Source organism: Flavobacterium sp. PL02 (genome assembly GCF_035013205.1).
GTDB lineage: Bacteria > Bacteroidota > Bacteroidia > Flavobacteriales > Flavobacteriaceae > Flavobacterium.
Map to the genome: position 1 here is coordinate 112606 of NZ_JAYGJP010000002.1, position 25415 is coordinate 138020.

A 25415-nucleotide genomic window follows, 5' to 3' on the forward strand; every position below is an offset into this window, starting at 1 on the left:
TTCACATAGTCATCTATATGGCTTTTTAATAAGTGAAACGCCTCTTTTGAGTTTACAAAACCTATGTTCCTATGTGTTAAGAATAATTACCCAAAACTGATTTAAGTTAATACAAAATCAATTATTAATACTAAAAACGATAGCCATGACAGGAATAGAAAGCTTAGGAACATTTATAATAGCAGCAACAATTGTAGTTATTACTCCAGGAATTGACACTATCATGGTATTAACAAGAAGTATTTCGCTAGGCAAAAAAGCAGGATTATATTCGGCATTAGGAGTTAGTTTAGGACTAATCGTTCATACACTTGCAGCTACATTTGGGCTTTCGCTCATTCTGGCACAATCGGCACTGGCATTTAGCATAGTTAAATATTTAGGAGCTGCCTATTTATTTTATCTGGGCTATAAATCGCTTACCGCAAAAGCAGATCAAACAGAAATAAAATCTATTGAAGTTAAAAATACCGCTAACAGAAAGTTATTTTTCACAGCACTTTTAAGCGATGTTCTAAATCCTAAAATTGCAATTTTCTTCTTAGCATTTTTACCGCAATTTGTAAAAAGTTCAGAGATAAACAATCCTGTTCCATACTTATTACTAGGATTCATCATCTTTATCATAACCTTAATATGGTGTTCATTTTTGGCATTAATGGGAAGTAATGTTGCAACTCTTTTTAATAAAAACAAAAATGCCGAAAGTCGATTAAACAAAATGACTGGAATTGTTTTTATCTTACTTGGCCTAAAAGTCGCACTTACAAAAAGATGATTTTAACGAATAATTACCTTTCTAAGTAAAATCATTTAAAATCAATTTAAAGAACACGATATGAAAAAGATTTCCAGATTACTCTTGTTTTTAGCAGCTGTAGGTTTAGTTACCGGAGCAGTGATTAAACTTCAGGGTTTTAAAAACATTGGAGATGCATTTCTTGGTGTATCAACTCTCATTTGGTTCTACATTATTGGTTCTTTTATTTATGAAAGAGCAAAGAAAGGTAAACTAAAGACAAACTAAATATTCAGAAACATCTATTCAATCTTTAGGCAAAAGCATACAATAATAAACGCTCGAAGTAATTCTGGCAATACCAAACATATGAATACCGATTACACAAAATTAGACAATCCCGCTTGGTATTCTTTATCTGAAACGCACCAGGAATTTTCAATAAATTACAATAACATCAAATTTTACAATCCTGATTATTGTCCTTTTGGAGGATTTATAATCCTTGAAAACATTTCAGAATCTATTGATGAATATTCGAAATTAACAAATGGCTTTTTTATAGTTGGTGAGAAACCTCAACTTTCAGATCAACTTGAATTGAAAAACGAATTGATTTGTTTGCAAATGATTATTCATGACCGAATAGATGTTGAAATAAAAGAAAACATCGTTGCTCTTACAACTAGCGAACACATTGACGCTTTATTTGAACTAGTTAGTTTGGTTCAACCTGGTTATTTTAAAAGAAAAACTGCTTTACTAGGTAATTATTTCGGAATATTTAAAGACAATAAACTTATTGCAGTTACAGGCGAACGTATGAAAATGGATGACTTTACCGAGGTAAGCGCAATTGTTACTCATCCTGAGTATACAGGACAAGGTTATGCCAAACAATTAATTGCTCACGCCGTAAACAATATTTTTGATCAGAATAAAACACCATATTTACACGTAGTCGAAAGTAATATTGGTGCTATAAAACTATATGAAAAATTAGGATTCTCAACCAGACGTAAAATGAGCCTTTGGCATATTTCAAAATAAATAATTTATAATATGACAAAAACTTATAGACAAGGGGCTAGTGGCGCATTACTAGATGAATATGAACGGACAATCATAGATTTACAAAATACAATTTCGGACATTTCAGATGCTGAACTTATAACTATTGTAGACACCCAAACAACAGACGATAGCTGCAAATCAATCCAGACGATTTTATCTCATGTTGTTTGTTCAGGTTATGCTTATGCAATTTACATTCGAAGATTTAAAGGGGAATCGATAGATTTTCGAGATGAAATATTTCATACTTCTATACATGATTATACCAATCATTTAAATGATTCCTTTGTTTTTATGGTAGATTCCTTTAAAGACATAAACGACAATCAGCTTGAGGAATCAGATAACGCTAAAAAACTAAAAACTTCTTGGGGGCAAATTTACGATATCGAACAAATCATGGAACATGCCATTGTGCACGTCTTGAGACATCGCCGCCAAATCGAAAAATATAAAATAATCGTACGCCAATAATCCACCCTTTCATGAAAAAAATATTCTACCTCTTTACCTTCCTTATAGTATCAAGTCAGAATTTTGCTCAAACTAAAAACAAACAAGATACAGACGAAGGTCAACCGATAGTTCTTGGAATTACTGATAAATTAAAATCGGCAGAACTTGGCGAAACAAGAACAATAAACATATACTTACCCGAAGGATACGATAAAAAAGACAACACAAAATATCCTGTTATATACATTCTGGATGGAGGTGTCGAAGAAGACTTTATTCATATTACAGGAATCGTACGATTTAATACCCAATCATGGATTGCCAGATTCCCTAAATCTATTGTTGTAGGGATAGAGAATACAAACCGAAGACGCGATTTTACATTTGCCGTTCCCAATTTGGACTTTGTTGAAAAAATGGGATTCAAGAAAAAAAGCTTCCCTCAATATGGTGGTTCTGATAAATACATTGCTTTTCTAGAAAAAGAACTCCAACCTTATATCGATAAAAAGTTCAACACAAGTAATCACAAAACTATTATCGGTGAATCGTTGGCTGGACTTCTGGCAACAGAAATTTTATTAAAACACCGAAATTTATTTGACAACTATATAATCATCGCCCCAAGTTTATGGTGGGGAGATCAATCATTATTAGCAGAAGCTCCTAAATTGCTTAAAGAAAAAGATAACAAACCTGTACTAGTATATATTGCTGCTTGCAATAAAGAAGAAGATAAAACAATGTATGATGATGCCGTTTCTTTAAGCGAAATGCTAAAGCAAAATAACGAAAAGAATACTAAAGTGTATTATGATTATATTCAAAACGAAATTCACTCGACTGTAATTCATCAAGGTGTTTACAATGCTTTTAAAGCTTTTTATCCTAAAACTATTTACGAGAAATAAAATCAAAGAATATTAATTGCACCAAATATATTAACTCCCTTATATGAACACTAACAAAAAAAGGACTCTAAGTAAAAAGAATATATTTCTTATCATTCTGTTTGCGTTCCTTATTGTTTTATTCTTCACTCCTATTTTAGGAAACATATTTTCTCTTGTTATCGAGAAAGAATACTTCATTCCTAAACAATCTTCTATTTTCACTTTTAATGAAACTGTGCATAATGATGGTTCTAGTGACGTGTGGAGATATGGAGAAGATTCTAATAATTATTACTTTAACTTAAGTGATACTAATAATAATGTGCTTGTTTTCCCAAAAGCCAATATCAGTAACTGCTCGGGATTTAATCCTGAAGATGTAACTACTTGGTGTGGATTGAAAGTGCCAAAGACTGAGCTTTAATATTAGCTCTATAACACATAGACTATTTACAAGAAATAAAACTAGTTAATCCAATCCTACAATTAATCCTAAAGACCTAAATGAAACATATTACTCTTTTCTTTTTATTATTTCTAAGCTCAAATGTATTTTCACAATCAAACGAAGACTTATTAAAATTTAGCTATGAAATGTACAAAGACTATAAAAAACCTAGTCTCGAAAAAGTAAAATCAGTTACCTATAATCCTGACATAACTTTCATTAAATCAAAATATAGTAAAGATAACTTGGTTACTTATATCGATTTTTTTATTACAAACGCAAAAATCGCATTAGAACAAAAAGATAAAAACCATCTCAATGTTTTATTAAATTCTGATTTCCCAACCTATTATCAGGAAGAATTGTTTGGCATCGTTAGCTTAAAGAGCACGAATAGTGAACTAAAAGACTCCAAAAACAAAGAAATTAAAATGGGAAATTCCAATGCTAATAGCATGGGAGGAAAAATAAAAGAAAATTCTAATTCTGAATTTGAATATAGAAGTATCGAAAACCAAACTGTTGCTTTTACTAATAATGTAAATCTAAAAGGTACTATTACTTATGAGTTATCAATTCTTACTGATTATTCTACTCAGAAATTAACGAAACAAGATACTGGAAAAACTATCGTCTTAAACCATCTAAAATATGAAGTCGTAGAAATAATTGGCAACAAGGTTATTCTAAAAAAACTTTATGATTTTAAATATGATGGAAATATTAAAATACTATTATTTGACAAAAATAAAAACCTAATAGTATCTGATGATGGAAACAGAGCTCAAAATTCACTTCTTTGGACAGGAAAGATAGATAGTACTTATTATAATTTTATATCAAAAAACCCAAATGCTACTTTTGATGAATTTAAGAAACATATCAAACTTGAAAATATAATGTCCAAAAATCCAGAATACATTATAATTACAGCAGTTTCAAACTTAGATAATGAATTTGTTATTTACGAGCCTGAATATAATGCCTCTAAAGAATTTAAAGTAAAATTATAATTTGCTCCATCATAAAATAAATTATCCCAAACTCTAAATTAAAAATCATGACCGAAGATCAAGAATACATATACGATTCATTAGTGAACCAAATAAAAATGGGATTTTTTCCTATTGATGAGATTAAAGAAATGACTTGGGAACAAGTTGAAGATGAAGAAATGGAAGATGACGTCTCAGAAAAATGGGTTAATACAACTATTGATGCCGAATTTAAAAAACATCTAGAAGCGAGTAAAACGTGGAAATCACCAACTGATACCGAAAGACTTGTAAAAGCTTTTAATGAACTGAGCCAATCAAATATTATTGCGCTTCATAATGCAGGTTACACCACCAGCGAAGGCGAATACGAAGTTGTTGAGGTAGAAATAGAATTAAGAAAACAACAAGTACAATCGGATGGGTATTGTTTTTATCACGGACAGGATTTAGAAAGAGCTATTGACCCTGATACTAGAAACTTGATGATTGCTTTTCAGAAAATAGATAATTCGGATGATACGGTTACAATAGAAGTGGGTAAAAAAGTAGCCGAAAAACTAAAAGATAATGGCTTCGAAATAATTTGGGACGGAACTGCTCTAACCAAAATAGAGATTCCAAATTTTGATTGGCAGAAAGTTTATAATGACTCTGAAGAGGATTTGTTGAATCATAATAGGGTATTGCAGTTTATGGTAAAATAATTCTATGAGAGACTCCATAATCTTTGTCAAAATTTTGAACCAAGAGTGTAAGAAACTTTAGTTTTACACAAAACAATCCCCAAACTTGTCATTTCGAGGCACGAGAAATCTTAGCAAGTAACTCCGTAACGAAAGTTCAATCTTTGTCGAGCTTCTCGCGAAGATTTCTCGTACCTCGAAATGACAAAATTGTGCAGACCAACTTTAAACTTGAGCTTTTTCAAAGTTCCTTACACTCTTGGTTTTGAACTTTGACAAAGATATGCGGGTATTGCTATTCCGAAAAATAAAGAATCTTTACTAGTAGCTAGACAAAGATTCTGGAGTTTCTTGCGGTGATTGCTTCACCAGTTCGCTATCGCTCATATTTTCGTTCCTCAGAAAGACAAGTTTGTGGTTAGTTTATGTCTAAACCTATATTATGTAGACGCACTGCTGTGCGTCTCTACAAAAAACCTTTGAACCTTTGAACCTTTGTTCCTCTGAACCTTTTAAACCTTTACTAAGAACCTTAAAAAGATTTTATAAAAACATTAACGTTACTCTTATTCTTACAAAGAGTAAATCATATTATATTTGATTTATATTTTTAGAACTATCTAAAAATGAAATCATCAACATTCAAAAAAACCTAACAAAATGACAAAAGTAATCACTGTTCTAACTATTGCCTTATTCTCTATGGGTGTTAGCGCTCAAGAAGGTAAACCAACTGCTAAAAAAGAAACTTGTTCGAAAACAATGAGCAAAGCTGATATCGAAAAATGTAAAGCTAAATGCAAAGCTGAAGGAAAAAAATGTGATAAAGATATGGCTGGCAAAGATGCCAAAAAATGTTGCGCTAAGAAATAATACTTCTTTGTATTCCATAAAAAATGCCTCAAGTAATTGAGGCATTTTTTTATAAGTTTATGTGCTTAGTACGCGGATGAAACGGATTCGCTATCGCGAAAACGCAGATGAAAACAGATTTTCTTTCACAAACTTTAAATCTGTTTGATGATTCTTTTAAAAGATCCGTTTCATCTGCGTTCCTTTCCCTTCCTTTCCTTATATAGACAATTGTAACTCTTTATCTATGGCTAAATCGTTATTTTACACGTACGCTCCACTCAAAATCCATTTCGGATACTTGAATTCCTTTTTCATCGGTTCCTATAGATTTCATCCAGAAGGTTTGCCCCTCTCCTGTTTCGATTGTTCTTTGGATAGCTTCGGCTATTAAATGACCGTCGTTACATACGAATGTAATACGCCCAGTTGCTTTCTTGGTAAAGTTTCCTTTGTTATTTGCCACTAGCATTGAAATCTTGCGTCCGCTTTTTTGGATTTCGGATATTACCAATGCTCCTGTTGTAAGTTCGGCTGCCATGGCTTGTACTGCAAAGTACATAGAATTGAAAGGATTCTGGTTTATCCAACGGTGTTTTACCGTTACAACACATTTATTATCGTTGATTTCTTTTACTCGTACTCCACAAATGAAGGCCGATGGTAATTTGAATAATACAAATTTATTGAGTTTAGAAACTGAAACTGCCATACCGTTTTGATTTTTATGTAAAAATACAAAAAAACTATGCACGCACAATAAATTGCTATTTTTTTCCTAAAACCTCAATAAAAGCAATACTTAACACTGGTTTTCAATACCTTTTTTATAGAAAATAAATTTCAACTTTGTTAAAATTTTGTTAATAATTAGTACTATGCAAAACAAGATACTGTCTTTTAGCCATATATTTGTATAAGAAATTACTATATACTTTTAATCATGGAAACATCAACACCACTAATCATGGAAACATCATCAGAAAGAAACATGGCAACGTTTACTCATTTGAGTACATTAACTCAATATTTTATCCCTTTTGGGAATTATATCTTCCCGATATTATTATGGTCGAGTAAAAAAGACAAGTCAGAATTTGTGAATCATCATGGTAAACAAGCTTTAAATTTTCAGTTGAGCTTATTATTATACACTTTGATTCTTGCATTAATTGCTATTCCAATTTTTGTTTTTGTAATCTTCAAGAACATTCCGATGGATGTAATTATTAATGACAACGATTTTACAATGAATAATTTTAATCTTGGGGACAATATCGGAATCTTAAGTATTGGAGTTTTAGCAATCTTAATTTTTGGAATGCTTAAAGTAGTTGAGTTCTTCTTGGTTATTTATGCTTCGATAAAAGCTTCGAACGGAGAATTATACAAATACCCACTTACGATTCCTTTTATTAAGTAATTGTAAAAATTAAAAGTTATATACAATATATGAGCCTAGCCCTGATAGAAGCGGCATCCTTTTTCTGGCTCTTTTGCCAGAAAAAGATATAGCGGAGAGCAGGAAAAAGCTTCAAAAAAAATCATCAATCAATCACCAATCATCGATCAAAAAACGAAACGTCAATCTAAACAAAACAAAATGAAATTATGAACATTGAAAACACAAAAGCACAGATGCGCAAAGGTGTTCTTGAGTTTTGTATCTTATCTGTACTGAAAGAAAAAGATGCTTATACATCGGAAATATTAGACACTTTGAAAAACGCAAAATTACTGGTTGTAGAGGGAACTATTTATCCATTATTAACCAGATTAAAAAACGACGGTTTACTTAATTATCGCTGGGAAGAATCGACTTCTGGACCACCACGAAAATATTATGGATTAACTGAAATAGGTCAGACATTTTTAAACGAACTAAATGGCACCTGGAATGAACTTTCGGATGCTGTAACACTAATCACCAATCAAAAACAATAGTCATGAACAAAACTGTAAATATTAACTTAGGAGGCATGTTCTTTCATATAGATGAAGATGCATACTTGAAACTGACGCGCTATTTTGACGCTATAAAACGTTCTTTAGGTAACTCTTCTGGTAAAGATGAAATCATTAAAGACATTGAAATGCGTGTATCGGAATTATTAACCGAGAAACAAAAAAGTGAAAAACATGTTGTGGGATTAAAAGATGTGGATGAGGTTATTGCAGTAATGGGACAACCTGAGGACTACATTATCGAGGAAGAATCTAATGCATCTCATCAATCATTTAGCAATTCTGGAACTCGTAAATCTAAAAAATTATACCGTGATAAAGAAAAAGGTATGATTGGTGGTGTAGCAACTGGTTTGGGTCACTATTTTGGAATAGATTCTGTTTGGTTAAAAATCATGTTCTTGATATTTGTTTTTGCTGGATTTGGAACTGGAATACTTGCTTATATCGTATTATGGATTGTAACTCCCGAAGCTGTAACAACTTCGGAAAAACTAGAAATGACTGGTGAACCGGTTACGATTTCGAATATCGAAAAAAAGGTACGTGAGGAAATTGAGTCTTTTTCGGATAAATTTAAAAATGCCGATTATGATAAAATGGGAAACCAGGTAAAATCGGGTGCTGAAAGACTAGGAAGTGGTTTTAGTGATTTTATCATGACTGTTTTTAAAATCTTTGCTAAGTTTTTAGGAATTATTTTAATCATGTCGGGTATCTCTACCTTAATCTTATTACTTATTGGGGTTTTTACTCTAGGAACTAATCTTTTTGTTGAGTTCCCTTGGCAAAACTTTGTAGATGCTGGAAACTTTACTGATTATCCTATCTGGATGTTTGGTTTATTAATGTTCTTTGCTGTTGGAATTCCGTTCTTTTTCTTGACGCTTTTAGGATTTAAATTATTAGCGCCAAACATGAAATCTATAGGAAACATAGCAAAATATACGCTTCTTGCTGTATGGATTATCGCAATGGCATTAGCAATAAGTATTGGAATAAAACAAGCTACAGAAATTTCATATGACAACAAAACGGTACAAAAGCAACCAATAAACATTAAAACTACTGATACTCTTTTTGTAAAGTTTAAATACAATGATTATTTCTCTAAAGATCTTGATCATCACAGAGATTTTGAATTTGTACAGGATTCGGCAAACCATCAATTAATCTATTCAACTAATGTTAACCTGCGAGTATTGCACACTGATGAAAAAACAGCTTACATTCAGATAGAAAAGACTGCAAGAGGAAAATCATACATTGATGCTAAGGAAAGAGCTGAAAAAATAAACTATAAATTTGAAATAAAAGGAAACCAGCTTATACTAGACAATTACCTTCTTACTGATATTAAAAATAAATTTAGAGACCAAGAAGTAAAAATATATTTATACTTACCAGAAGGTCAATTACTAAAACCAGATGCTTCGGTAGAAGATTATGATGAGTCTGATGACAATTTCTTTAATTTGCATTTCAGTTCTGATAATTACATTTATAAAGTAGAAAGTTCTAAAGTTAAATGTTTGAACTGCCCTATCTCTGAAAATGAATTTGATGATGTTGAAGATATTGAAGATATCGATTCAAATGATACTATAAATGAAGTATCGGTTAAAATAAACGGAAAAGAAGTCTTGAACGGAAAGAAAACTTCAGGACGCTTAACAACAGACAAAAACGGAGTTATAATTAAAATTAATTAGTCATGATCAAGATAATTATGTGGATTACCAAGTTTATAGTTGTTGCCTTAACAGCTTTGTTGTTTGCTTCTTGTAACTACTCGAATAATTTTAAATCGATAGTAGGAAGCGGAAAAGTTATTACTGAAAAAAGAACGGTTCAGGGAGATTTTAGAAATGTATCTGTTAGCAATGCTATAGATCTTGTAATTGAACAATCAGACAAAACTGAAATTACTGTAGAAGCTGATGATAATTTGATAAACGGAATTACCACAAGAGTGGAAGGAAATACTTTGGTTATTAAATCTGACTACAACTCTTTTAAAAATATAAAATCTAAAAGGGTTATCGTAAAAATGCCTTTCATTGATAAGATTAAAGCTTCGAGTGGATCATCTGTAAAAAGTCAGAATGTTTTAAGAGGCGAAGATATTAGTCTGGATGCCTCAAGCTCTGGAAACATGAGTCTAAACATAGAATCGGATGCTATTACTTGCGAGACAAGTAGCGGTAGCTCAATAGTTATTGAGGGAAAAGCATTAAAACTAAATGTGTCTGCATCTAGCGGAAGTGATATTAGTGCAAAAAGATTGCTAGCAAACGAAATTGAAGCACAAGCTTCTAGTGGAGCTACTGTATATGTACACCCAATAGTAAGTTTAAAAGCTGATGCTAGCAGCGGAGGAAATATTAATTACAACTCTGTCCCAAAATCTATAGAAAAAAAATCTAGTTCTGGCGGAAGCATCGATCAGGACTAATACTTAAATAGTACTTAAAATTATATTAATCATCCACCGCAAGTGGATGATTTTTTTATATTTGTAAAAAACAAAATTTAATGAAAAATTACACACTAGCACTCCTGCTTTTAGTTGTTACTACAGCAACTTTTGCACAAAAAAGAGAAAAGATAAAAGGTTCAAAAACAGTAACTATAGCAACCAAAGAAGTAGGCGAATTTAATAGTCTTGAAGTTAATGACAATCTTGAAGTTTACTTAGAACGTGGAGAAAAAAACGAAATAAAGATTGAAGCCGACGATAATCTTCATGAAATTATTGGCATGGATTTAAACGGACAATTGCTTCGTCTTTACACATCTAAAGATGCTAGTATCTTTAAAAAGCTAATTGTAAGAGTAACTTATACTAAAGATTTAATTAAAGTTATTGCAAAAAATGCGACTGTAGTAAATGCCATTCAGGAAGTTCAGCTTGATGATATTACTTTTAACTCTGTAGATTACTCGAAGTTATTTTTGAATGTAAATTCTAAGAAATTTGCTTTGATTGCTGATGATAAATCGAAAACGGAACTAAATTTAAAATCAGAAAATGGAAGTGTGCAATTAAGTAAAAATGCTGGTTTAAAAGCATTGGTTGTTGCAACAGATTTTAAATGTGATTTATATCAAAAAGCCAATGCAGCTATTGAAGGTTCTGCTACTAATGGAACTTTTAGACTGGATAACAACTCTGTACTAACAGGAAATAAATTTACTGTAAAAAATGCTAATCTTACTGCCGAGAGTTATTCTACTTGTAGCTTACTTGCAGAAACTACCATTACTATTGCAGCTGGAGATAAAGCCGAAGTTCAGCTTTTGGGAACACCTAAAATTGAACTTACCCGTTTTTCTGAGGAAGCAAAACTGATAAAAAGATTGAAATAAATAAATCTCGTCTTAAGTTAATTTGACAATATATGATAACATAGCATTGTCAGATTGAGCGGAGTCGAAACCTTATCTATAAGTATAAAAACAAAAAAGTCTCATTCGCCGCGGCGAATGGGACTTTTTTTATAGATTGTAAAGAACTAATTAGTCTTTTGAAGCCAAATATCTTTCAGCATCTAATGCGGCCATACATCCTGTACCTGCAGCAGTAATTGCCTGACGATATACATGATCAGCAGCATCTCCAGCTACAAAAACACCTGGTACATTTGTTAATGATGTTCCTGGAGTATTAATGATATAACCTGTCTCGTCTAGAGTCAAGAAATCTTTAAAGATATCTGTGTTTGGTTTATGACCAATTGCAACGAAGAATCCTGTTGCTGGAATGTCAAAAATTTCACCAGTAGTTTTATTTTTTGCTTTTACAGCAGTAACTACTTGTTCGTCTCCAACTACCTCTACAGTATCGTGGTTCATTAATATCTCGATATTTTCGGTTTTACGAACACGATCTTCCATAATTTTTGAAGCTCTGAATTTTTCGCTTCTTACCAACATCGTTACTTTTTTACAAAGTTTAGATAAGTAATGTGCTTCTTCGCAAGCTGAATCTCCTGCTCCTACGATTACAACTTCTTGGTTTCTGTAAAAGAATCCGTCGCAAACAGCACAAGCTGAAACTCCACCACCCATTTTTAAATAATGTTGCTCAGATGGCAATCCAAGGTATTTAGCAGATGCTCCGGTAGAAATAATTACCGTTTCGCAATGTAATTCGATAGTATCGTTGATCCAAACTTTATGGATATCTCCAGAAAAGTCAACTTTGGTAGCCCAACCATCTCTTATATCAGCACCAAAACGTTGTGCTTGGCTTTGTAATTGTATCATCATTTCTGGTCCAGTAACTCCATCAACATAACCAGGGAAATTTTCAACTTCGTTTGTAGTTGTTAATTGTCCTCCAGGTTGCATTCCTTGATATAAAACTGGATTCATATTAGCTCTGGCAGCATAAATAGCCGCAGTATAACCTGCTGGTCCAGAACCTATAATTAGGCATTTAATTTTTTCGATTGTATCTGACATAATTTTAATTTTACTGAGATGCAAATGTAATCTATATTATAAAAATTAGAGCCTTAAATAAATCCTAAATAACTATATAGAAATAAATAAAATTTATTTTCAAAAAATGTTTTGACAACTGAAATAAATGTCTATCTTTGCAGCCGCTTTCGGGGTGTAGCGTAGCTCGGTTATCGCGCCTGCTTTGGGAGCAGGAGGCCGCAGGTTCGAATCCTGCCACCCCGACAAAAGTCTTTTCATTTATTTGAAAAGACTTTTTTTTTTGCAATAAACTACAGTAAAAACTATTACTACTTTAAAATAAAACATCGACAAACAGAGAAAAGAACCGTTATCGCGTCCCGATTTAAAATCGGGAAGACAGCAGGTTCGAATCCTGCTACCCCGACAAAAGTCTTTTCATTTATTTGAAAAGACTTTTTTTTTTTTGCAATAAACTAAAGTAAAAGCTATTTCTACTTTAAGCTAAAATATAAACAAACAGAGAAGAGAATGGTTATCGCGTCCCGATTTAAAATCGGGAAGACAGCAGGTTCGAATCCTGCCACCCCGACTAAAGAGCCTTTCAAAGGCAGTCAAAACCCCTTAAATCGTATGATTTAAGGGGTTTTTCTTTTTATTCAACTCCAAAATATTCAAGTTATATCAAAGAAAATGGGACCTATTCGGCTACCCCCTTTTCTTTTTTTATCTTTAGGTTCCAAAATTCATTTTAATATTTTGAAAATCAATCAGTTGTACTAAAATTTTAACATTTGGTGCTTCTCAAATTATGCAGTTTTTCAAAAGAAAATCCAGCTTTCTTGGGACCCCTTTAATGTGCAATTGATCTGAAACATTAAATTTTTGAGATATGAAAACAGCAGGAATTACATTCGGGGTCCTCTTTTACCTAAAGACCCAAAAAACTACGATGCAAGGTTCGGCTCCTATCTGTGCCCGAGTAACGGTAAATGGAAAACGGACTGAGATTTCAGTCAAGCGTTCCGTTAAGGCTGCTGAATGGGATGAAAGAAAAGGCATGGCTAAGGGAAACCGCAAAGAAATTACTGAACTCAACATTTTTCTTAACCAGTTCAAGGCAAAAATCATAAATACCTATCAGCAGATGCTACTGAATGATGCTGCTATAGACGGCCCTACTATACGCGACCGTGTAATGGGCACGGACAACACAACTCCAACTCTAATGGTTCTGATGGAATATCATAATGAACAGCAGATGCATAAACTTGCTCAGGGAACCATGAAGAATTACCATACCACGCAACGGTACTTAAAAACATTCCTAAGGGAGAAACTCTACAGAAATGATATTGCCCTTTCGCAGCTTAAGTACAAATTTATTCTGGATTTTGAACGCTATCTATTTAATTATGTTCCCAAGGATCACCAAAAGCCACTAAATAACAACGGCATCATGAAGCATATCGAAAGGCTGCGAAAAATGATAAATATGGCTATCAAGCTGGATTGGCTTGTTAAAGATCCTTTTGCCAGCTTCAAAAAACATTTTGACAAAGTAGAACGGCAATCATTGAACGGTAAAGAACTTGCATCGCTGGTAGATAAAGAATTTACAATCGAAAGGCTGAGAAATGTTCGGGATATGTTTCTGTATAGCTGCTACACTGGTCTTTCGTATATTGAACTAGCTGAACTAACCCCAAGCAAGATTATTACAGGTATAGACGGCGGGCTTTGGATATCTACGAGCAGGGCAAAGACAGATACTGGCGTACGTGTACCGCTTCTGCCACAGGCGATAGAATTAATGGAAAAATATATAGATGATCCAAGGGCACTTAATAACGGTACAGTTTTTCCCGTAATTTCAAATCAGCGTATGAACGGCTATCTGAAAGAGATAGCTGACCTCTGCGGAATATCAAAAATTCTCACCTTTCATATCGCACGGCATACTTTTGCAACTACTGTTACCCTTAGCAATGGAGTACCTATTGAAAGCGTATCAAAAATGCTCGGGCACACAAGCATCCGTACCACTCAAATCTATGCTAAGGTGGTTGAACAAAAACTCAGCGAGGATATGCACAAACTTAAACAGCGGATGTCTACTCATTTATTAGACGATTGAAAGCTTAGGAACTTTGATAGAGGTAGTCTAAATTAAAGACTGCCTTTCTATTGCTTTAATCTAATTTGATTTGATCATGATTTTTCTTAGCAGAAAAAAAGAGCAAATGCCTGCCAAACAGAACACATTTGTGCTTTCTAATGCTACTATACTTTTATTTTGTTTCGATCTGAAGCCAATACTATTATGGTGATGACATAGTAATGTAAAACTGAGTATTATGAATGTAGATCTTATTACAAGAGATGACCTTGAAAAGTTTAAAAAAGAATTGCTAGAAGAAATCAAGCGATATCAACAATACCCTCGCAAGAAAGGCGAGGAAACCCGCGTATGGCTTAAAAGTTATGAGGTGCGTAAACTTCTAAGTATTTCGGCTGGAACGCTTCAAAATCTTAGAGTAAACGGCACTCTTCCCTACAATAAAATTGGCGGACTTATGTATTACCGCTATGACGATATCCAAAAACTGATGGACGGTGTAAGCAATACTAAGTAAATTGAGATTCTGATTCACATTCTTCCAATAATTTTACAAAATCTTTTCTTATGAACCTTTCGAGCCACTTAATAAATACATTCAATACTCATAATTTTAGTTTAAAAATTATAAACTATTACTGCTAACCGAAACAGGTGTTCAATTATATCTTGTCCCTCCGATTCTGATACTGTTTCAAAACCTTTAAACCTTCTTAATTCTTCAATAGTTAATTTTTCAGCTTTTTGTTTCTGATCGCAAAAATTGTTTTCTTTTTGTTCGAGTCTTATATCCCGACTTTCAGCCTGTTGCTTTACGAAATTTCTACCTCCCATAATTCTTCTTTTATTAATTTATTTATTTGCTATCTTTCACCTTCTGCTGCAAACGGCAAAAGACCATTTTCACGATCTTTACTACTTACACATCATTACTTATTTTAATGACTATAAAAATGCATGCTTAAAGTCATTTCACTAATAGTTTCGCTGGTACTCTTTATCTTTTAAGATCGTAATCTTTAAAACAAAAAATGCACACTGACACTTTATGATGGTATAAACTAAAGCTGTGGCAGTATATAGCCATTCGTTTGATAAACAGCAATTAATAAAATCTTACGGATGTATCTTATCAATTCTTTATATAGGGTACACTAAAAAATCATGTTTCATACATTGTACATGAATCGACACTAGTATAAATCTACTATTCTTAGAATTTCGCTATCATATCAAGACTCTTTTTTCATATGCTTTTCTTCAAATTCCTCTGTGAGCTGTATTATCTTTTTAGATAAAACAGCTAATTCTATTGTCTGCTTTTCGAGTTTGTACAGATATGCCGAAGCTTTCTTTTCGGAAAATTTTTGATATAAAATCTTGACAACCTGATTATAATTTACCCCGACAGCCCTAAACTGGCTGTAAAAGGAGGTAAGGCGCATATAATAATCCATAGTCGCTTTATCAATTTTAATTGTTTTGATCCCTTTTTGAAAAATACACGCTGTAATAAAGTGTGCCATTACATGCATCCCTGATGTTTCGAAAAGAGTCAGGAAACGTGCGTTTTCTTCTGCAGTAAGACTGATGGAATAGCGGTGGACTGCGGGATCTATTTTGGAAGGTCTGCCCCCTTTATGCGGGTTCTTTTTTTCTTCATTTTTCATGACTTTAATTAATAGTGTTACTAAAAAACCAATATATTTTATAATCAGTAGTGGTAACCTACTGTGGAAGTACTTGGGAGTATTTGGAAGTATTTGTCTTAGCTATTCCAAATACAGTCTTATATCTTTAGGATTGGACATCCTCTGTCAAATAAAGCCGATAGAGGACACTTCAAGAGAGTAGGGCTTTTTCAGAATTAATTTTTCTGAAAATATAAAATTATGCTCTGCAAAGAAACTGTTACTTCGGAAATGTGGGAACTTCTCCAAAGGCTTATGAAAGATGAAAATTTAAAAAACCACATATTAGTTGGCGGTACGGCGCTGGCCTTACGATTAGGACACCGTTTATCGGTAGACATAGATCTTTTTACAACAAAAGATTTTGATCCGCAGGCGATGCTCAAATATTTGCATACCACTTACAACGCAAATAAAGAGATAAGCAGACTCTACAATAACACAGTTCTTACCTTCATCGATAATATAAAAGTCGATATTGTTACACACAATTACCCTCTCCTGAATTCTGTGGAAACAGCAGAAGGAGTCCGCATGATTTCTAATGAAGATATTGGGGCAATGAAACTCCATGCAATCCATCAGAGCGGTACCAGATACAAGGATTTTGTCGACATGTACTTTATGCTTGAGCAAGAACCTCTAAAGTTTTATCTGCAAGCCTATCAGAGAAAATATGATAAAAATCCATACTGGGCTTGCAGAGGCCTGAATACTTATGACAAGATTACCACATTTGACGGTGTAGACATGCTCAAAGAAAAAGAGCAGAACTGGAAAAACATTAAAAAACGTCTGGAACTGGCAGTAAAAAATCCTTTATATAAATTTAAATCAGAAAGCCAGGATTTACCAATTAACCCCAATAAAAAGAGAGGTTTTCGCAGGTAATTCAGCAAAAAATGCTTATATTTGATACTAACCATTATTCAAAAAACAATGGAGAAATTAACTAGAAAAATACCCAATCTTCACCCTAAATTCTTCTGGGATTTTAGATTCGACAGCATTGATTGGGATGGAGGATATAAAATGGTTATTGCCCGTATTGTTGAGCGTGGAGGTCAGGATCAAATTGACGAAATCGTGCGTTTTTATGGTCGTGAAAAAGTAATTAAGGCAGTCCGTGAAGAGATTTCCTTTCTGCCCAACTATGCCATTGAAGATGCCCTTAAATTTTTTCCCGAACTCGAAAAGGAAGAAATGTACTGCTACCTCAACCGCAAGGACAAGCCATACCACTGGATTTAGTTTCAGTGTTAAACCATCGGAAATAAATATTCAAACCCTACCTTTCACTATAATTTATCAGTCTATTCGATTGTCTATGAAAAACAATAATGAACATAAAATTTATACCGGAAATTTCATTTCAACATTTAGCGCAATAATACTTATCCTATTTTTTATTTTCGTCTGCGTATATTTTATAAAAGGCATTTTAGCAGGAAGTGCTGCAGGCTGGGTCGGTTTTCCCATTTTTTTTGTTTTATTTTCAATTTTCACATTACCAATGAATTATTTTATCTTAACGGATAAAAAACTAATATCAAAAAATCCTATTTGGTTTTGGAAAACAAATGAAATAGAGTTTGACTCTATTTCCAGCATATCAATTGTACAGCCTCCTAAATCTGCTATCTCTTTAAAAATAGAAACTTTTGATTCAAAAAAAGTTATACCAGCATGCAGTTTAAGAGATAGCACATGGAAAGAATTGAAAACACATTTGATTAAAAAGAACATTACTTTATATGATAAAGTGGGCGTTTAGGTTAAATATCTTTTTTTAATTGATTTCATATTTTGGCAGTAGTTAAAAAAAATAACAGAGTTCCTAATTTGGTTCCTCTCTTTTTTTTGGGATTTCGATATAGATGCTATGGACTTTGAGAAAGCCTATAAAACTATTATTGTCCGTATCATAGAACATAGAAAACAGGATGAGATAGATAAAATCGTGCATTTTTATGGACATGAAAAAGTTATCAAAACTATTCGTGACGAAATCTATTTCCTTCCCAATTATGCCATTGACCGTGCTATAAGATTCTTTCCCGAACTTAAAAAGGAAGAAATGTACTGCTATCTTAACCGCAAGGACAATCCCTATCACTGGATTTAATCCTGTTCCTTAAATTATTAAACACGAGATTCTTTTTACTTTATATTTTTCCGAAGAAATAAAAAGAAAACGAAGGTATGACGGGCTGTCTTAGTCTGGCAAAAAGACTTCGGCATAATGCCTTGCTCGCATGCTCACAAGTCACCCTTCGGGACTTATTCCGATTCCTTTTGGCCTGCCTACATCCCGTCCTGCGAAATTGCTTTCTTTTTCTTTTTTCGGGTTTTTCTGTTTTCTTTTGAAAATAGTTATGGTTGTACATATCTAAATAGCACTGTATTTACTTATTTATACAGAGAAGTATTTATGTAAAACTATAAAAACATAAAAACGTATGTACACACATACTCCTTTACAGTTTTACAAGTACACTTACTTATAATATTATTTACAGCTTTATATCTGACCATCCCTACAGAAATTCATCTGCGCACAAATACGTATCAGCAGATGCGCATAAATACGTAAATTATACTGTACATATTTATATATTTTGAGTTCGATGAAAAAATTATCATTAAGACCGCTGGAATTTAGGGAAGCAAAATTATATAGACAGGGACTTTCAAAAACAATATCTAATATGACCCTGCCACAACTGATTTTAACCTAAACACAATCATGAAATTAAAAAATACGGACAAAACAATAAAAGGGCATCAAGCCCTTTCAATTAAAAACTATTGATAATAATATTTTCGAGAGAAAATAGCAAGTTGTGTTCTGAGATGCTTGAAATACTTTCCGCATCTCAAAACCACTTGCCCTGCCGGGGGCTGGAAAACGTCTCCAAAGTCGCCGTTTTGTTAAAATTATAGATGGAAACAAGTTAATTTAAAACGTTGTTTTTACTTTCATCTAGATGTATTTGGTAAAGCCTGTCTAGTAGTTCCGCTTCTTACAATGGGACCAGCATTTCAATTATTCTAAGCAGACTTTCTACATATCTTTCCGTATTGATATTACTATCCATACTCACTTCAATTCCGTCCAGAGCAAATTTTGCTGTTTTAAGCAGATCCATTATCATACAAAAGAGGTCTCTATATCCTTCTACATTTATTTCAATATTGTGCAAATCATTTCTGGTTTCTACTGTTGGTTTGAGAAGTACAAAATACTGCTTTGGGTTTTCTATAAACTCATTTAATTTGATTTTATCATTTTCCATAATCTTTTACTTTAAGTTGATATTTTATTATCGCCGGACATGTTATCCGTTTCTTTATTTTTATCAAATTCCCATACATATTTATGCATAGCGTCGAGCGCTTCTCCTTCGGTACAGGGTAGTAACTGTACTGCCATTTCTAAAACACTTATCATATGCATTGTGGGATCTATAATCTGCCCTGAGTTTTGAGTTCCACTGTTATAAAGCGTATGCAGACAAATTTTTAATAAATCCTTTATTGAACCAATAAGGTCAGAATATCTTCCAAAGCTTATATTGGCGTTAAATAGAGAATCCTTGTTATTAACAGGCCTCAAAGTACCTCGCAGTTACTTTATTTTGTAAATTCGAGCATCTTTAAAAATAAGACAATGAAAACTACATTTTATCTTCTAATAAGCTTATTGATTTCAACAAATACTTTTTCTCAAGCAGAACAACTGTCGAATGTAATTGTAGGAACTAAGTTTGACATGGTTTACGAGCCTATCACAGTGCAGGCCGAATATTCAAGATCACAAACAATATATTACCCTGATGAGATGCGTTTTAGAGGTACTATCACTTCACTTAAATATTTTCTAGAATTTTCATCTTCTACTTTTGAAAACTCCACTATATGGCGTGTAGCAATAGGTTATACCAATAAAACAGAATTTGCTCAAGGTGATCCCAATATCCCAGATAGTGAACTTACCGAAGTTTTTAATGGTAGAATCAGCGGGTCTGGAAATACTGTCATTTTAACATTCGATAAACCTTTTTACTATGATGGTCGACAAAATCTAGTGATCGATGTACAGGAAATAGAACCTGGAAAAACTGCCAGTCAATTTACAACTTTCAAAGGGGTTAAAAACTACAACAAACCACCTACAAGAACCCGAATGACAATGTCTGGTGAAGCAGCTATATATGAAAACGCTTATGCGTGTACCGAATTTGGAGGATCTTTGGAACGATGCGAACCATTCTATAATGGTACGTTTAGTATCGTCACTGCTACATCTGTATTGGCAAATTGGCCCAGTAATGTTATATCGCCTGCCTTCCGCTATATGATTCAAAAGTTGGGAGATCCTATGCCAACTACCTATAAAGTTGTTAATGGAAAAAATGTGCTGTTGGAAAATCTGCAACCCGCTACTGGCTATACTTTCTACCGCAAAACGGATTGTGACATTACACCTAATAATTATTACTCTCAGCAGTTTACTACTGACCCCTATAATCTTAAGGTTCCTACAACCATTACCTTTGACGGTAATAATACATTCGACTATTTTCTGACGGCAAGTAAAACTGTCGGAGTTTACATTTCACCAATTGCGGCTTCAAATTCTGAAAACGGCATACTTTTCAGAGGAACAGATGATGTGATAAAGTCCGGGGAATGGAAAACAACTACCAACGATTCTTGGAATGACAATCCGTCGTTCATTTCAAGAGCTTATTTTATCATTGATTTAACCAATTATACTGGAAATCCGATACTTCAATTTGATCTGAGGCAGACAAAAGATTCCAAATTCAGAATCGCGACAATAACGAACTCAGATTACGCACTAATTTCTGGAGTTTATACATCAACTACCGACAATTCCGACGAATTTAAAACCATAACGATTGATTTATCTAAATCAAATGGAACCAAATTTGATTTGATTATGGAACATCTTGGTAGATATACCACCGAAGCTTCTCCGTATAATACTGCCTTTGTAGATAATGTAAAACTAATTGAAATGCCAGTTTGTAATCCTCCGCAAAAGATCATAGTCGCAAGGACAGAAAATAGCATAACACTCAATTGGACTTCTGCTGCCGACGAATGGGAAGTGGCATGGGTCGATCACGATATGACTGCTCCAAACTCTGGTACGGTCACAAAAGACAAGTTTTTTACCATTACAGGACTGACAGTTGCCAAATCCTATGATATATATATTAGAAACAAGTATAAAAACAGTTATTGTGAATGGAAGAAAATAATAGAATCGACTAATCCTACTACAGTAAAAGTACCATATCAACAGCTTTTCACAACCGCTACAACTAATTATGCTCCAGAATTACAAGATTTTTCGAGACAATTTTTGTATTCGAATGCATTAAACTTCTATCAAAAACTACAAGGAAATGGCTCAGCTTGGGTTGGTGGATCAACTACTACAGAAAAGCAGGCATGGAATGACAACAAGGCTTTCACATCAGGAATTTCTTTTAGAGTTGATGCGACAAACGTAAGTAGTTTGAAATTGGCAATCACAATGAAGCAAAAATATTACTATAGCAAAAATACTTCTTGGTTCAGAGTATTGGTAAACAGAGTCCAACAAGGCTCCAGCCGAAACCCAACTACCTCTTATAATGATGCTTATGTAACATTAAACTATGATTTAACAGCATATGCTGGTACAGTTTTAGATGTTACTTTAGAACATTGTGGCAGGTATATGAATAATTACTATAATAATGCGCCAATGGATCTCACAATGGTAAGCAATGTACAGTTTAGTGGTCAGACTTTGGATACTGAGGATTTTAAACAAAAATCTGGCATAAAGGTATTCCCTACGCCATCTGATGGTTTTATCCATTTTAGTCACACCGAACCTATAGATGAAATAACAGTTCTTGACATAAATGGGACAATATTGATGACAGTTAATCCTAAAGATAAAACACAGGAAATTACTTTAAATATTGCTTCTTTAGCAACGGGGATATACATCGCAAAAATAAAAAGTAATGGAACCTATCAACATACGAAAATAGTACGTCAATAATGTGACAGAGACATTTGATAAAGTTGAAATTTGAATAGGAGTACAAAAATAAGCTTCATTTAAGTTTAACTTAGTTGTTTTTTTTAAATATGTTTTTAGAAAATTTGTAACGCCATATTATTATGTTTTTTTGCTACGTTCGGTTCTGAAGATTCAATTTTTTCTTGCCCTGAATCATTCATCTAGAATAAATTAATTGGTAATCTATTATATCTTTAACCTTTGTTCAGGATTTTGATTTTTGTTTTCAACCATGACGAAACTTGATTCAAAATATTTTGTGATTTTTTAATATATAACAAATCAATGCAAATTAAATAGATTATAAATCGGAATTATTTCATTCTATTTGAAAAATTATCAATGTTGCATCTAAGTTCTTTTGTCCTTGGTCTCACTACCAAAAGATATCAAATTAAACATCTGTCTTAATCTTGAACTTGCTCGATTTCCATAGGTTTTTTCGATTTCAATGGTAGATAAATTTGTCGTGATGTATTGACAGAACGGTTGCTGATGAATTCTTCATATGGGTGATTAGAATTTCAGCCATTGCATTGCAATCGTTACCGAAATGTTTTATTTGTGCTGTACAGCGAAGATGCTAATCTCTTGAATAGCCGTTATTACCAATATGACGTGAAATTCGGTTACCCTAGATTTGATTTTTTTTGAGGTAACCGAATTTAACACCTTTGATTTAGGATTGTATGATTAATTTGAAAAAGTATCAAAACAAAAAAGCCTGTAAATAATACGATTTACAGGCTTTTGATACAATTTTAATTTCATTTTTTGGAGTCGCAGAGAGTAAAATCGAACACCTTATACCAATTTTAGCTTTTCTTGACAGCTTGAAATTATGATTCAATTTGTTAAATTTAAAATTAAAAAGTGAAATGAATAAAGTCTCAAATTTAAAATAAAGCATCCGTAGGATTTTATTATTCTACTTAAAATACAACATATTAGCTTACTTTTCTAAAAAAATAATTGCTAAAATGGTTCGATTCCTCTTCCCTCTACTAAGGGTAGCCTTATGTAGATTACAAAACGCACATCGCGGGATAGAGCAGTAGGCAGCTCCTCGGGCTCATAACCCGAAGGTCACAGGTTCGAGTCCCGTTCCCGCTACAAGTAAAAATTAAAAGCCGAGAAATGTAGATTTCTCGGCTTTTTTTATGGTTCGAAAAATCTTGTTTTAATTTCTTAAAATTTTAAACTCCTGTATTTTCAAGAGAATTTGGTTCGAGTCCCGTTAAGTTTAACTGAACAAATTCTAATTGAAAGTTTGTCTTCGATACACCTATAATATCTAATCTATTATACTTGGTTTTGTCTTAGAGCAAATAGTTCGAAAAAAAAAACATTCCTTCCCAACCTTTTTCGATTTTAAAGCATCTATAATTATAAAGGGAAATTAACTTATCAAAATACTTTTTTTTATTGTTAATTTGATGAGTTAAGTTTTCTTTCTTTTCCAGTTTAAAGAAAATTAAATACGAAAACAAATTCTGATAATTAAAGGTAAGAGATGAAATACAACAGGTTAATTTTGATATTTTTTTTAGTTTTCAATTGGTTGGCAAATGCGCAAATCGATAATATAGATACAAAGGCAAAATATATATTTGATTCTGATAAACTTATAACAGAAGAAGATGGGAGAATATATATGACTTTTTATAATTTTAAATATGATCCGGAGACCGGTAAAGCGAAAATGGTTATAAAAAATGCAGATACTCCTTTCAATACTATCGAAGACCTTTTAACGTATTATAAAAAGTCAAAAGAAGATTTGATTGCATTATCTGATTTAAAAGAAGAAAAAAGCAGTACTATTATTGATGATTTGAGAAAAAAACAGTTTTCTTTTCCTGAGGGAAATAAAAAAATGAATGTTATAGATAGAGAAAATGTTGTAATCAGGAGCTATATAAAAAGCGAACTAGGCGATATTGTACTTGGTGATGCAACATTTTTTAGCTTACATCCAATTACGATCAATAAAAAATATACCGCTTTTATTATAGAAAATAATAAATTAAGATATTCATATGGATATATTTTACCAATTAAAAATAAATATATTTTTAAATTCGAAAGCCAATATTTTTTGCCTGAAATAATCAGTAAAACTGATATCTCTGATACATACAATGCAATAGGATTAAATTATAAAAAGGGAAATCTTTACAAGAAAAATGATAAATATGGATTGAAATCGGAGAGTGGAAATCAAATTCTGATGCAGCCGATTTACGACACAATTTATTATTATGAAAATTTCATTTTAAGCAAAAAAGAAAAATTGTTTAAAGCTCATTATAAAAATGGTGAATTGCTTAATATACCAAAAATCAGAGGTATAATACATACCAATAACGGATATGGCGCCTTAGTAAACAATCAAACCTATTGGCTGGAAAGCAGCGGAAAATTACTTGATTCGCTGCCAAAAGAACGTCCGATGTATGTTTGCGGTACAGTTCCTCAAATTGTTGTTTCGATCGTAAAAGAAAAAGATAATTTTAAGTTTTATTATTTTAGTGGGGGTTCTGGATATACTCCTTATGGTTACGAAAATATACTTTGTTCGAGCAATAGTCTGAAAGATATTGCTTTTTTAGATCAACAGACAAAAATTGAAACGGATTCAAATCATGATTTTTTAGTTAAGACGCTGCTGGCAGCAAATAGTTACATCGTAGAAACTTTAGATCATAATAAAAGTATAGCAAAATTTAATAATGGTAAGATTGAATATCTTTTAAACCCTGATAAATACAGTTTTGAATACATTTACAATGATATCTTAAAATTTGAATTGAGAGGATTGTTTGGTCTTTATCCTTTTCATAAGAAACCTAAATATACAAAATTGCTGAATTTCGAAAAAGGATTTGCTCGTTTTGAATTTCCTAATGGCAAAAAAGGCTGGCTGGATTTAGAAGGAAAAGAATATCTGGATATTTAAA

The 25415-nt window shown here is 32.7% G+C and carries 28 protein-coding genes and 2 tRNA genes; 24 read left to right on the forward strand and 6 right to left on the reverse strand.

Annotation, left to right across the window (positions count from 1 at the left end; translation table 11 throughout):
• Positions 1–145: 145 nt before the first annotated feature.
• The 9 genes from SHI72_RS08400 (at position 146) to SHI72_RS08440 (ending at position 6164) form a co-directional block, all read left to right on the forward strand.
• Positions 146–778 (forward strand): LysE family translocator, encoded by a 633-nt coding sequence (locus tag SHI72_RS08400; protein ID WP_039118074.1) that lies wholly within the window; start codon positions 146–148, stop codon positions 776–778.
• Between the two features lie 60 nt (positions 779–838).
• A complete protein-coding gene (locus tag SHI72_RS08405; protein ID WP_086895157.1) occupies positions 839–1027 on the forward strand; it encodes a hypothetical protein in 189 nt (62 codons plus the stop codon).
• Between the two features lie 81 nt (positions 1028–1108).
• On the forward strand, positions 1109–1789 hold the full coding sequence (locus tag SHI72_RS08410; protein WP_323489693.1) for a GNAT family N-acetyltransferase: 681 nt from the start codon (positions 1109–1111) through the stop codon (positions 1787–1789).
• Between the two features lie 12 nt (positions 1790–1801).
• Positions 1802–2287, forward strand: a complete 486-nt coding sequence (locus tag SHI72_RS08415; RefSeq protein WP_323489694.1) for a DinB family protein — start codon at positions 1802–1804, stop codon at positions 2285–2287.
• Positions 2288–2298: 11 nt separating this feature from the next.
• Positions 2299–3180 carry an alpha/beta hydrolase gene (locus tag SHI72_RS08420; RefSeq protein ID WP_323489695.1) on the forward strand — a complete coding sequence of 294 codons (882 nt, stop codon included), beginning with the start codon at positions 2299–2301 and terminating at the stop codon, positions 3178–3180.
• Positions 3181–3223: 43 nt separating this feature from the next.
• A complete protein-coding gene (locus SHI72_RS08425; protein ID WP_052259398.1) occupies positions 3224–3586 on the forward strand; it encodes a hypothetical protein in 363 nt (120 codons plus the stop codon).
• Between the two features lie 80 nt (positions 3587–3666).
• Entirely contained in the window at positions 3667–4623 is a 957-nt protein-coding gene (locus SHI72_RS08430; RefSeq protein WP_323489696.1) for a hypothetical protein, read from the forward strand.
• A 47-nt stretch (positions 4624–4670) separates the two neighbouring features.
• Positions 4671–5312, forward strand: a complete 642-nt coding sequence (locus SHI72_RS08435; protein ID WP_039118077.1) for a DUF6891 domain-containing protein — start codon at positions 4671–4673, stop codon at positions 5310–5312.
• Between the two features lie 639 nt (positions 5313–5951).
• Positions 5952–6164, forward strand: coding sequence for a hypothetical protein (locus SHI72_RS08440; RefSeq protein WP_323489697.1), 213 nt, complete (start codon positions 5952–5954; stop codon positions 6162–6164).
• A 238-nt stretch (positions 6165–6402) separates the two neighbouring features.
• Here the strand turns inward: SHI72_RS08440 and SHI72_RS08445 are convergent, their stop codons facing one another.
• Positions 6403–6855, reverse strand: a complete 453-nt coding sequence (locus SHI72_RS08445; protein WP_039112342.1) for a DUF4442 domain-containing protein — start codon at positions 6853–6855, stop codon at positions 6403–6405.
• Positions 6856–7086: 231 nt separating this feature from the next.
• On the opposite strand from SHI72_RS08445, the gene SHI72_RS08450 reads away from it, so the two are divergent.
• The 5 genes from SHI72_RS08450 (at position 7087) to SHI72_RS08470 (ending at position 11477) form a co-directional block, all read left to right on the forward strand.
• Positions 7087–7566, forward strand: a complete 480-nt coding sequence (locus tag SHI72_RS08450; protein WP_240474690.1) for a DUF4870 domain-containing protein — start codon at positions 7087–7089, stop codon at positions 7564–7566.
• A 188-nt stretch (positions 7567–7754) separates the two neighbouring features.
• Entirely contained in the window at positions 7755–8087 is a 333-nt protein-coding gene (locus SHI72_RS08455) for a PadR family transcriptional regulator (protein WP_039112343.1), read from the forward strand.
• A gap of 2 nt (positions 8088–8089) precedes the next feature.
• A complete protein-coding gene (locus SHI72_RS08460; protein ID WP_039118080.1) occupies positions 8090–9820 on the forward strand; it encodes a PspC domain-containing protein in 1731 nt (576 codons plus the stop codon).
• A 2-nt stretch (positions 9821–9822) separates the two neighbouring features.
• Entirely contained in the window at positions 9823–10563 is a 741-nt protein-coding gene (locus SHI72_RS08465) for a head GIN domain-containing protein (protein ID WP_039118081.1), read from the forward strand.
• Between the two features lie 80 nt (positions 10564–10643).
• Positions 10644–11477 carry a GIN domain-containing protein gene (locus SHI72_RS08470; RefSeq protein WP_039118082.1) on the forward strand — a complete coding sequence of 278 codons (834 nt, stop codon included), beginning with the start codon at positions 10644–10646 and terminating at the stop codon, positions 11475–11477.
• 150 nt (positions 11478–11627) lie between these two features.
• Here SHI72_RS08470 and trxB read toward each other — a convergent pair whose 3' ends face one another.
• On the reverse strand, positions 11628–12575 hold the full coding sequence (gene trxB, locus SHI72_RS08475) for a thioredoxin-disulfide reductase (RefSeq protein WP_039112347.1): 948 nt from the start codon (positions 12573–12575) through the stop codon (positions 11628–11630).
• Between the two features lie 150 nt (positions 12576–12725).
• On the opposite strand from trxB, the gene SHI72_RS08480 reads away from it, so the two are divergent.
• From SHI72_RS08480 to SHI72_RS08490, 3 genes are all read left to right on the forward strand, one after another.
• Positions 12726–12800 (forward strand) — tRNA-Pro (locus SHI72_RS08480).
• A 628-nt stretch (positions 12801–13428) separates the two neighbouring features.
• Positions 13429–14673 carry a site-specific integrase gene (locus SHI72_RS08485; RefSeq protein ID WP_323489698.1) on the forward strand — a complete coding sequence of 415 codons (1245 nt, stop codon included), beginning with the start codon at positions 13429–13431 and terminating at the stop codon, positions 14671–14673.
• A gap of 220 nt (positions 14674–14893) precedes the next feature.
• Positions 14894–15172 carry a helix-turn-helix domain-containing protein gene (locus SHI72_RS08490; RefSeq protein ID WP_059114417.1) on the forward strand — a complete coding sequence of 93 codons (279 nt, stop codon included), beginning with the start codon at positions 14894–14896 and terminating at the stop codon, positions 15170–15172.
• Between the two features lie 101 nt (positions 15173–15273).
• Here SHI72_RS08490 and SHI72_RS08495 read toward each other — a convergent pair whose 3' ends face one another.
• Positions 15274–15489 (reverse strand): hypothetical protein, encoded by a 216-nt coding sequence (locus SHI72_RS08495; protein WP_323489699.1) that lies wholly within the window; start codon positions 15487–15489, stop codon positions 15274–15276.
• Between the two features lie 398 nt (positions 15490–15887).
• Positions 15888–16325 carry a conjugal transfer protein MobA gene (gene mobA, locus SHI72_RS08500; RefSeq protein ID WP_323489700.1) on the reverse strand — a complete coding sequence of 146 codons (438 nt, stop codon included), beginning with the start codon at positions 16323–16325 and terminating at the stop codon, positions 15888–15890.
• Between the two features lie 222 nt (positions 16326–16547).
• Here mobA and SHI72_RS08505 point away from each other — a divergent pair, with 222 nt between their 5' ends.
• The 4 genes from SHI72_RS08505 (at position 16548) to SHI72_RS08520 (ending at position 18471) form a co-directional block, all read left to right on the forward strand.
• Positions 16548–17237, forward strand: a complete 690-nt coding sequence (locus SHI72_RS08505) for a nucleotidyl transferase AbiEii/AbiGii toxin family protein (RefSeq protein ID WP_323489701.1) — start codon at positions 16548–16550, stop codon at positions 17235–17237.
• Between the two features lie 48 nt (positions 17238–17285).
• Positions 17286–17597 carry a DUF6922 domain-containing protein gene (locus tag SHI72_RS08510; RefSeq protein WP_323489702.1) on the forward strand — a complete coding sequence of 104 codons (312 nt, stop codon included), beginning with the start codon at positions 17286–17288 and terminating at the stop codon, positions 17595–17597.
• A 76-nt stretch (positions 17598–17673) separates the two neighbouring features.
• Positions 17674–18120: a hypothetical protein gene (locus tag SHI72_RS08515; protein WP_323489703.1), complete on the forward strand. Its 447-nt coding sequence runs from the start codon at positions 17674–17676 to the stop codon at positions 18118–18120.
• Between the two features lie 108 nt (positions 18121–18228).
• A complete protein-coding gene (locus tag SHI72_RS08520) occupies positions 18229–18471 on the forward strand; it encodes a DUF6922 domain-containing protein (RefSeq protein ID WP_323489704.1) in 243 nt (80 codons plus the stop codon).
• Between the two features lie 898 nt (positions 18472–19369).
• On the opposite strand, the gene SHI72_RS08525 is transcribed toward SHI72_RS08520, so the two are convergent.
• Entirely contained in the window at positions 19370–19642 is a 273-nt protein-coding gene (locus SHI72_RS08525) for a hypothetical protein (RefSeq protein WP_323489705.1), read from the reverse strand.
• Positions 19643–19653: 11 nt separating this feature from the next.
• Positions 19654–19803, reverse strand: coding sequence for a hypothetical protein (locus tag SHI72_RS08530; RefSeq protein ID WP_323489706.1), 150 nt, complete (start codon positions 19801–19803; stop codon positions 19654–19656).
• Between the two features lie 213 nt (positions 19804–20016).
• On the opposite strand from SHI72_RS08530, the gene SHI72_RS08535 reads away from it, so the two are divergent.
• From SHI72_RS08535 to SHI72_RS08545, 3 genes are all read left to right on the forward strand, one after another.
• Entirely contained in the window at positions 20017–22434 is a 2418-nt protein-coding gene (locus tag SHI72_RS08535) for a T9SS type A sorting domain-containing protein (RefSeq protein WP_323489707.1), read from the forward strand.
• A gap of 1061 nt (positions 22435–23495) precedes the next feature.
• A tRNA-Met gene (locus tag SHI72_RS08540) sits at positions 23496–23568 on the forward strand.
• Positions 23569–23968: 400 nt separating this feature from the next.
• Positions 23969–25414: a hypothetical protein gene (locus SHI72_RS08545; RefSeq protein ID WP_323489708.1), complete on the forward strand. Its 1446-nt coding sequence runs from the start codon at positions 23969–23971 to the stop codon at positions 25412–25414.
• The last annotated feature ends 1 nt before the right edge of the window (position 25415 follow it).

Bases quoted from the DNA above. Each gene is read 5' to 3' on its own strand.
- SHI72_RS08400 (WP_039118074.1), top strand. From the start codon at position 146: ATGACAGGAATAGAAAGCTTAGGAACATTTATAATAGCAGCAACAATT.
- SHI72_RS08405 (WP_086895157.1), top strand. From the start codon at position 839: ATGAAAAAGATTTCCAGATTACTCTTGTTTTTAGCAGCTGTAGGTTTA.
- SHI72_RS08410 (WP_323489693.1), top strand. From the start codon at position 1,109: ATGAATACCGATTACACAAAATTAGACAATCCCGCTTGGTATTCTTTA.
- SHI72_RS08415 (WP_323489694.1), top strand. From the start codon at position 1,802: ATGACAAAAACTTATAGACAAGGGGCTAGTGGCGCATTACTAGATGAA.
- SHI72_RS08420 (WP_323489695.1), top strand. From the start codon at position 2,299: ATGAAAAAAATATTCTACCTCTTTACCTTCCTTATAGTATCAAGTCAG.
- SHI72_RS08425 (WP_052259398.1), top strand. From the start codon at position 3,224: ATGAACACTAACAAAAAAAGGACTCTAAGTAAAAAGAATATATTTCTT.
- SHI72_RS08430 (WP_323489696.1), top strand. From the start codon at position 3,667: ATGAAACATATTACTCTTTTCTTTTTATTATTTCTAAGCTCAAATGTA.
- SHI72_RS08435 (WP_039118077.1), top strand. From the start codon at position 4,671: ATGACCGAAGATCAAGAATACATATACGATTCATTAGTGAACCAAATA.
- SHI72_RS08440 (WP_323489697.1), top strand. From the start codon at position 5,952: ATGACAAAAGTAATCACTGTTCTAACTATTGCCTTATTCTCTATGGGT.
- SHI72_RS08445 (WP_039112342.1), bottom strand. From the start codon at position 6,855: ATGGCAGTTTCAGTTTCTAAACTCAATAAATTTGTATTATTCAAATTA.
- SHI72_RS08450 (WP_240474690.1), top strand. From the start codon at position 7,087: ATGGAAACATCAACACCACTAATCATGGAAACATCATCAGAAAGAAAC.
- SHI72_RS08455 (WP_039112343.1), top strand. From the start codon at position 7,755: ATGAACATTGAAAACACAAAAGCACAGATGCGCAAAGGTGTTCTTGAG.
- SHI72_RS08460 (WP_039118080.1), top strand. From the start codon at position 8,090: ATGAACAAAACTGTAAATATTAACTTAGGAGGCATGTTCTTTCATATA.
- SHI72_RS08465 (WP_039118081.1), top strand. From the start codon at position 9,823: ATGATCAAGATAATTATGTGGATTACCAAGTTTATAGTTGTTGCCTTA.
- SHI72_RS08470 (WP_039118082.1), top strand. From the start codon at position 10,644: ATGAAAAATTACACACTAGCACTCCTGCTTTTAGTTGTTACTACAGCA.
- trxB (WP_039112347.1), bottom strand. From the start codon at position 12,575: ATGTCAGATACAATCGAAAAAATTAAATGCCTAATTATAGGTTCTGGA.
- SHI72_RS08485 (WP_323489698.1), top strand. From the start codon at position 13,429: ATGAAAACAGCAGGAATTACATTCGGGGTCCTCTTTTACCTAAAGACC.
- SHI72_RS08490 (WP_059114417.1), top strand. From the start codon at position 14,894: ATGAATGTAGATCTTATTACAAGAGATGACCTTGAAAAGTTTAAAAAA.
- SHI72_RS08495 (WP_323489699.1), bottom strand. From the start codon at position 15,489: ATGGGAGGTAGAAATTTCGTAAAGCAACAGGCTGAAAGTCGGGATATA.
- mobA (WP_323489700.1), bottom strand. From the start codon at position 16,325: ATGAAAAATGAAGAAAAAAAGAACCCGCATAAAGGGGGCAGACCTTCC.
- SHI72_RS08505 (WP_323489701.1), top strand. From the start codon at position 16,548: ATGCTCTGCAAAGAAACTGTTACTTCGGAAATGTGGGAACTTCTCCAA.
- SHI72_RS08510 (WP_323489702.1), top strand. From the start codon at position 17,286: ATGGAGAAATTAACTAGAAAAATACCCAATCTTCACCCTAAATTCTTC.
- SHI72_RS08515 (WP_323489703.1), top strand. From the start codon at position 17,674: ATGAAAAACAATAATGAACATAAAATTTATACCGGAAATTTCATTTCA.
- SHI72_RS08520 (WP_323489704.1), top strand. From the start codon at position 18,229: ATGGACTTTGAGAAAGCCTATAAAACTATTATTGTCCGTATCATAGAA.
- SHI72_RS08525 (WP_323489705.1), bottom strand. From the start codon at position 19,642: ATGGAAAATGATAAAATCAAATTAAATGAGTTTATAGAAAACCCAAAG.
- SHI72_RS08530 (WP_323489706.1), bottom strand. From the start codon at position 19,803: ATGCATATGATAAGTGTTTTAGAAATGGCAGTACAGTTACTACCCTGT.
- SHI72_RS08535 (WP_323489707.1), top strand. From the start codon at position 20,017: ATGAAAACTACATTTTATCTTCTAATAAGCTTATTGATTTCAACAAAT.
- SHI72_RS08545 (WP_323489708.1), top strand. From the start codon at position 23,969: ATGAAATACAACAGGTTAATTTTGATATTTTTTTTAGTTTTCAATTGG.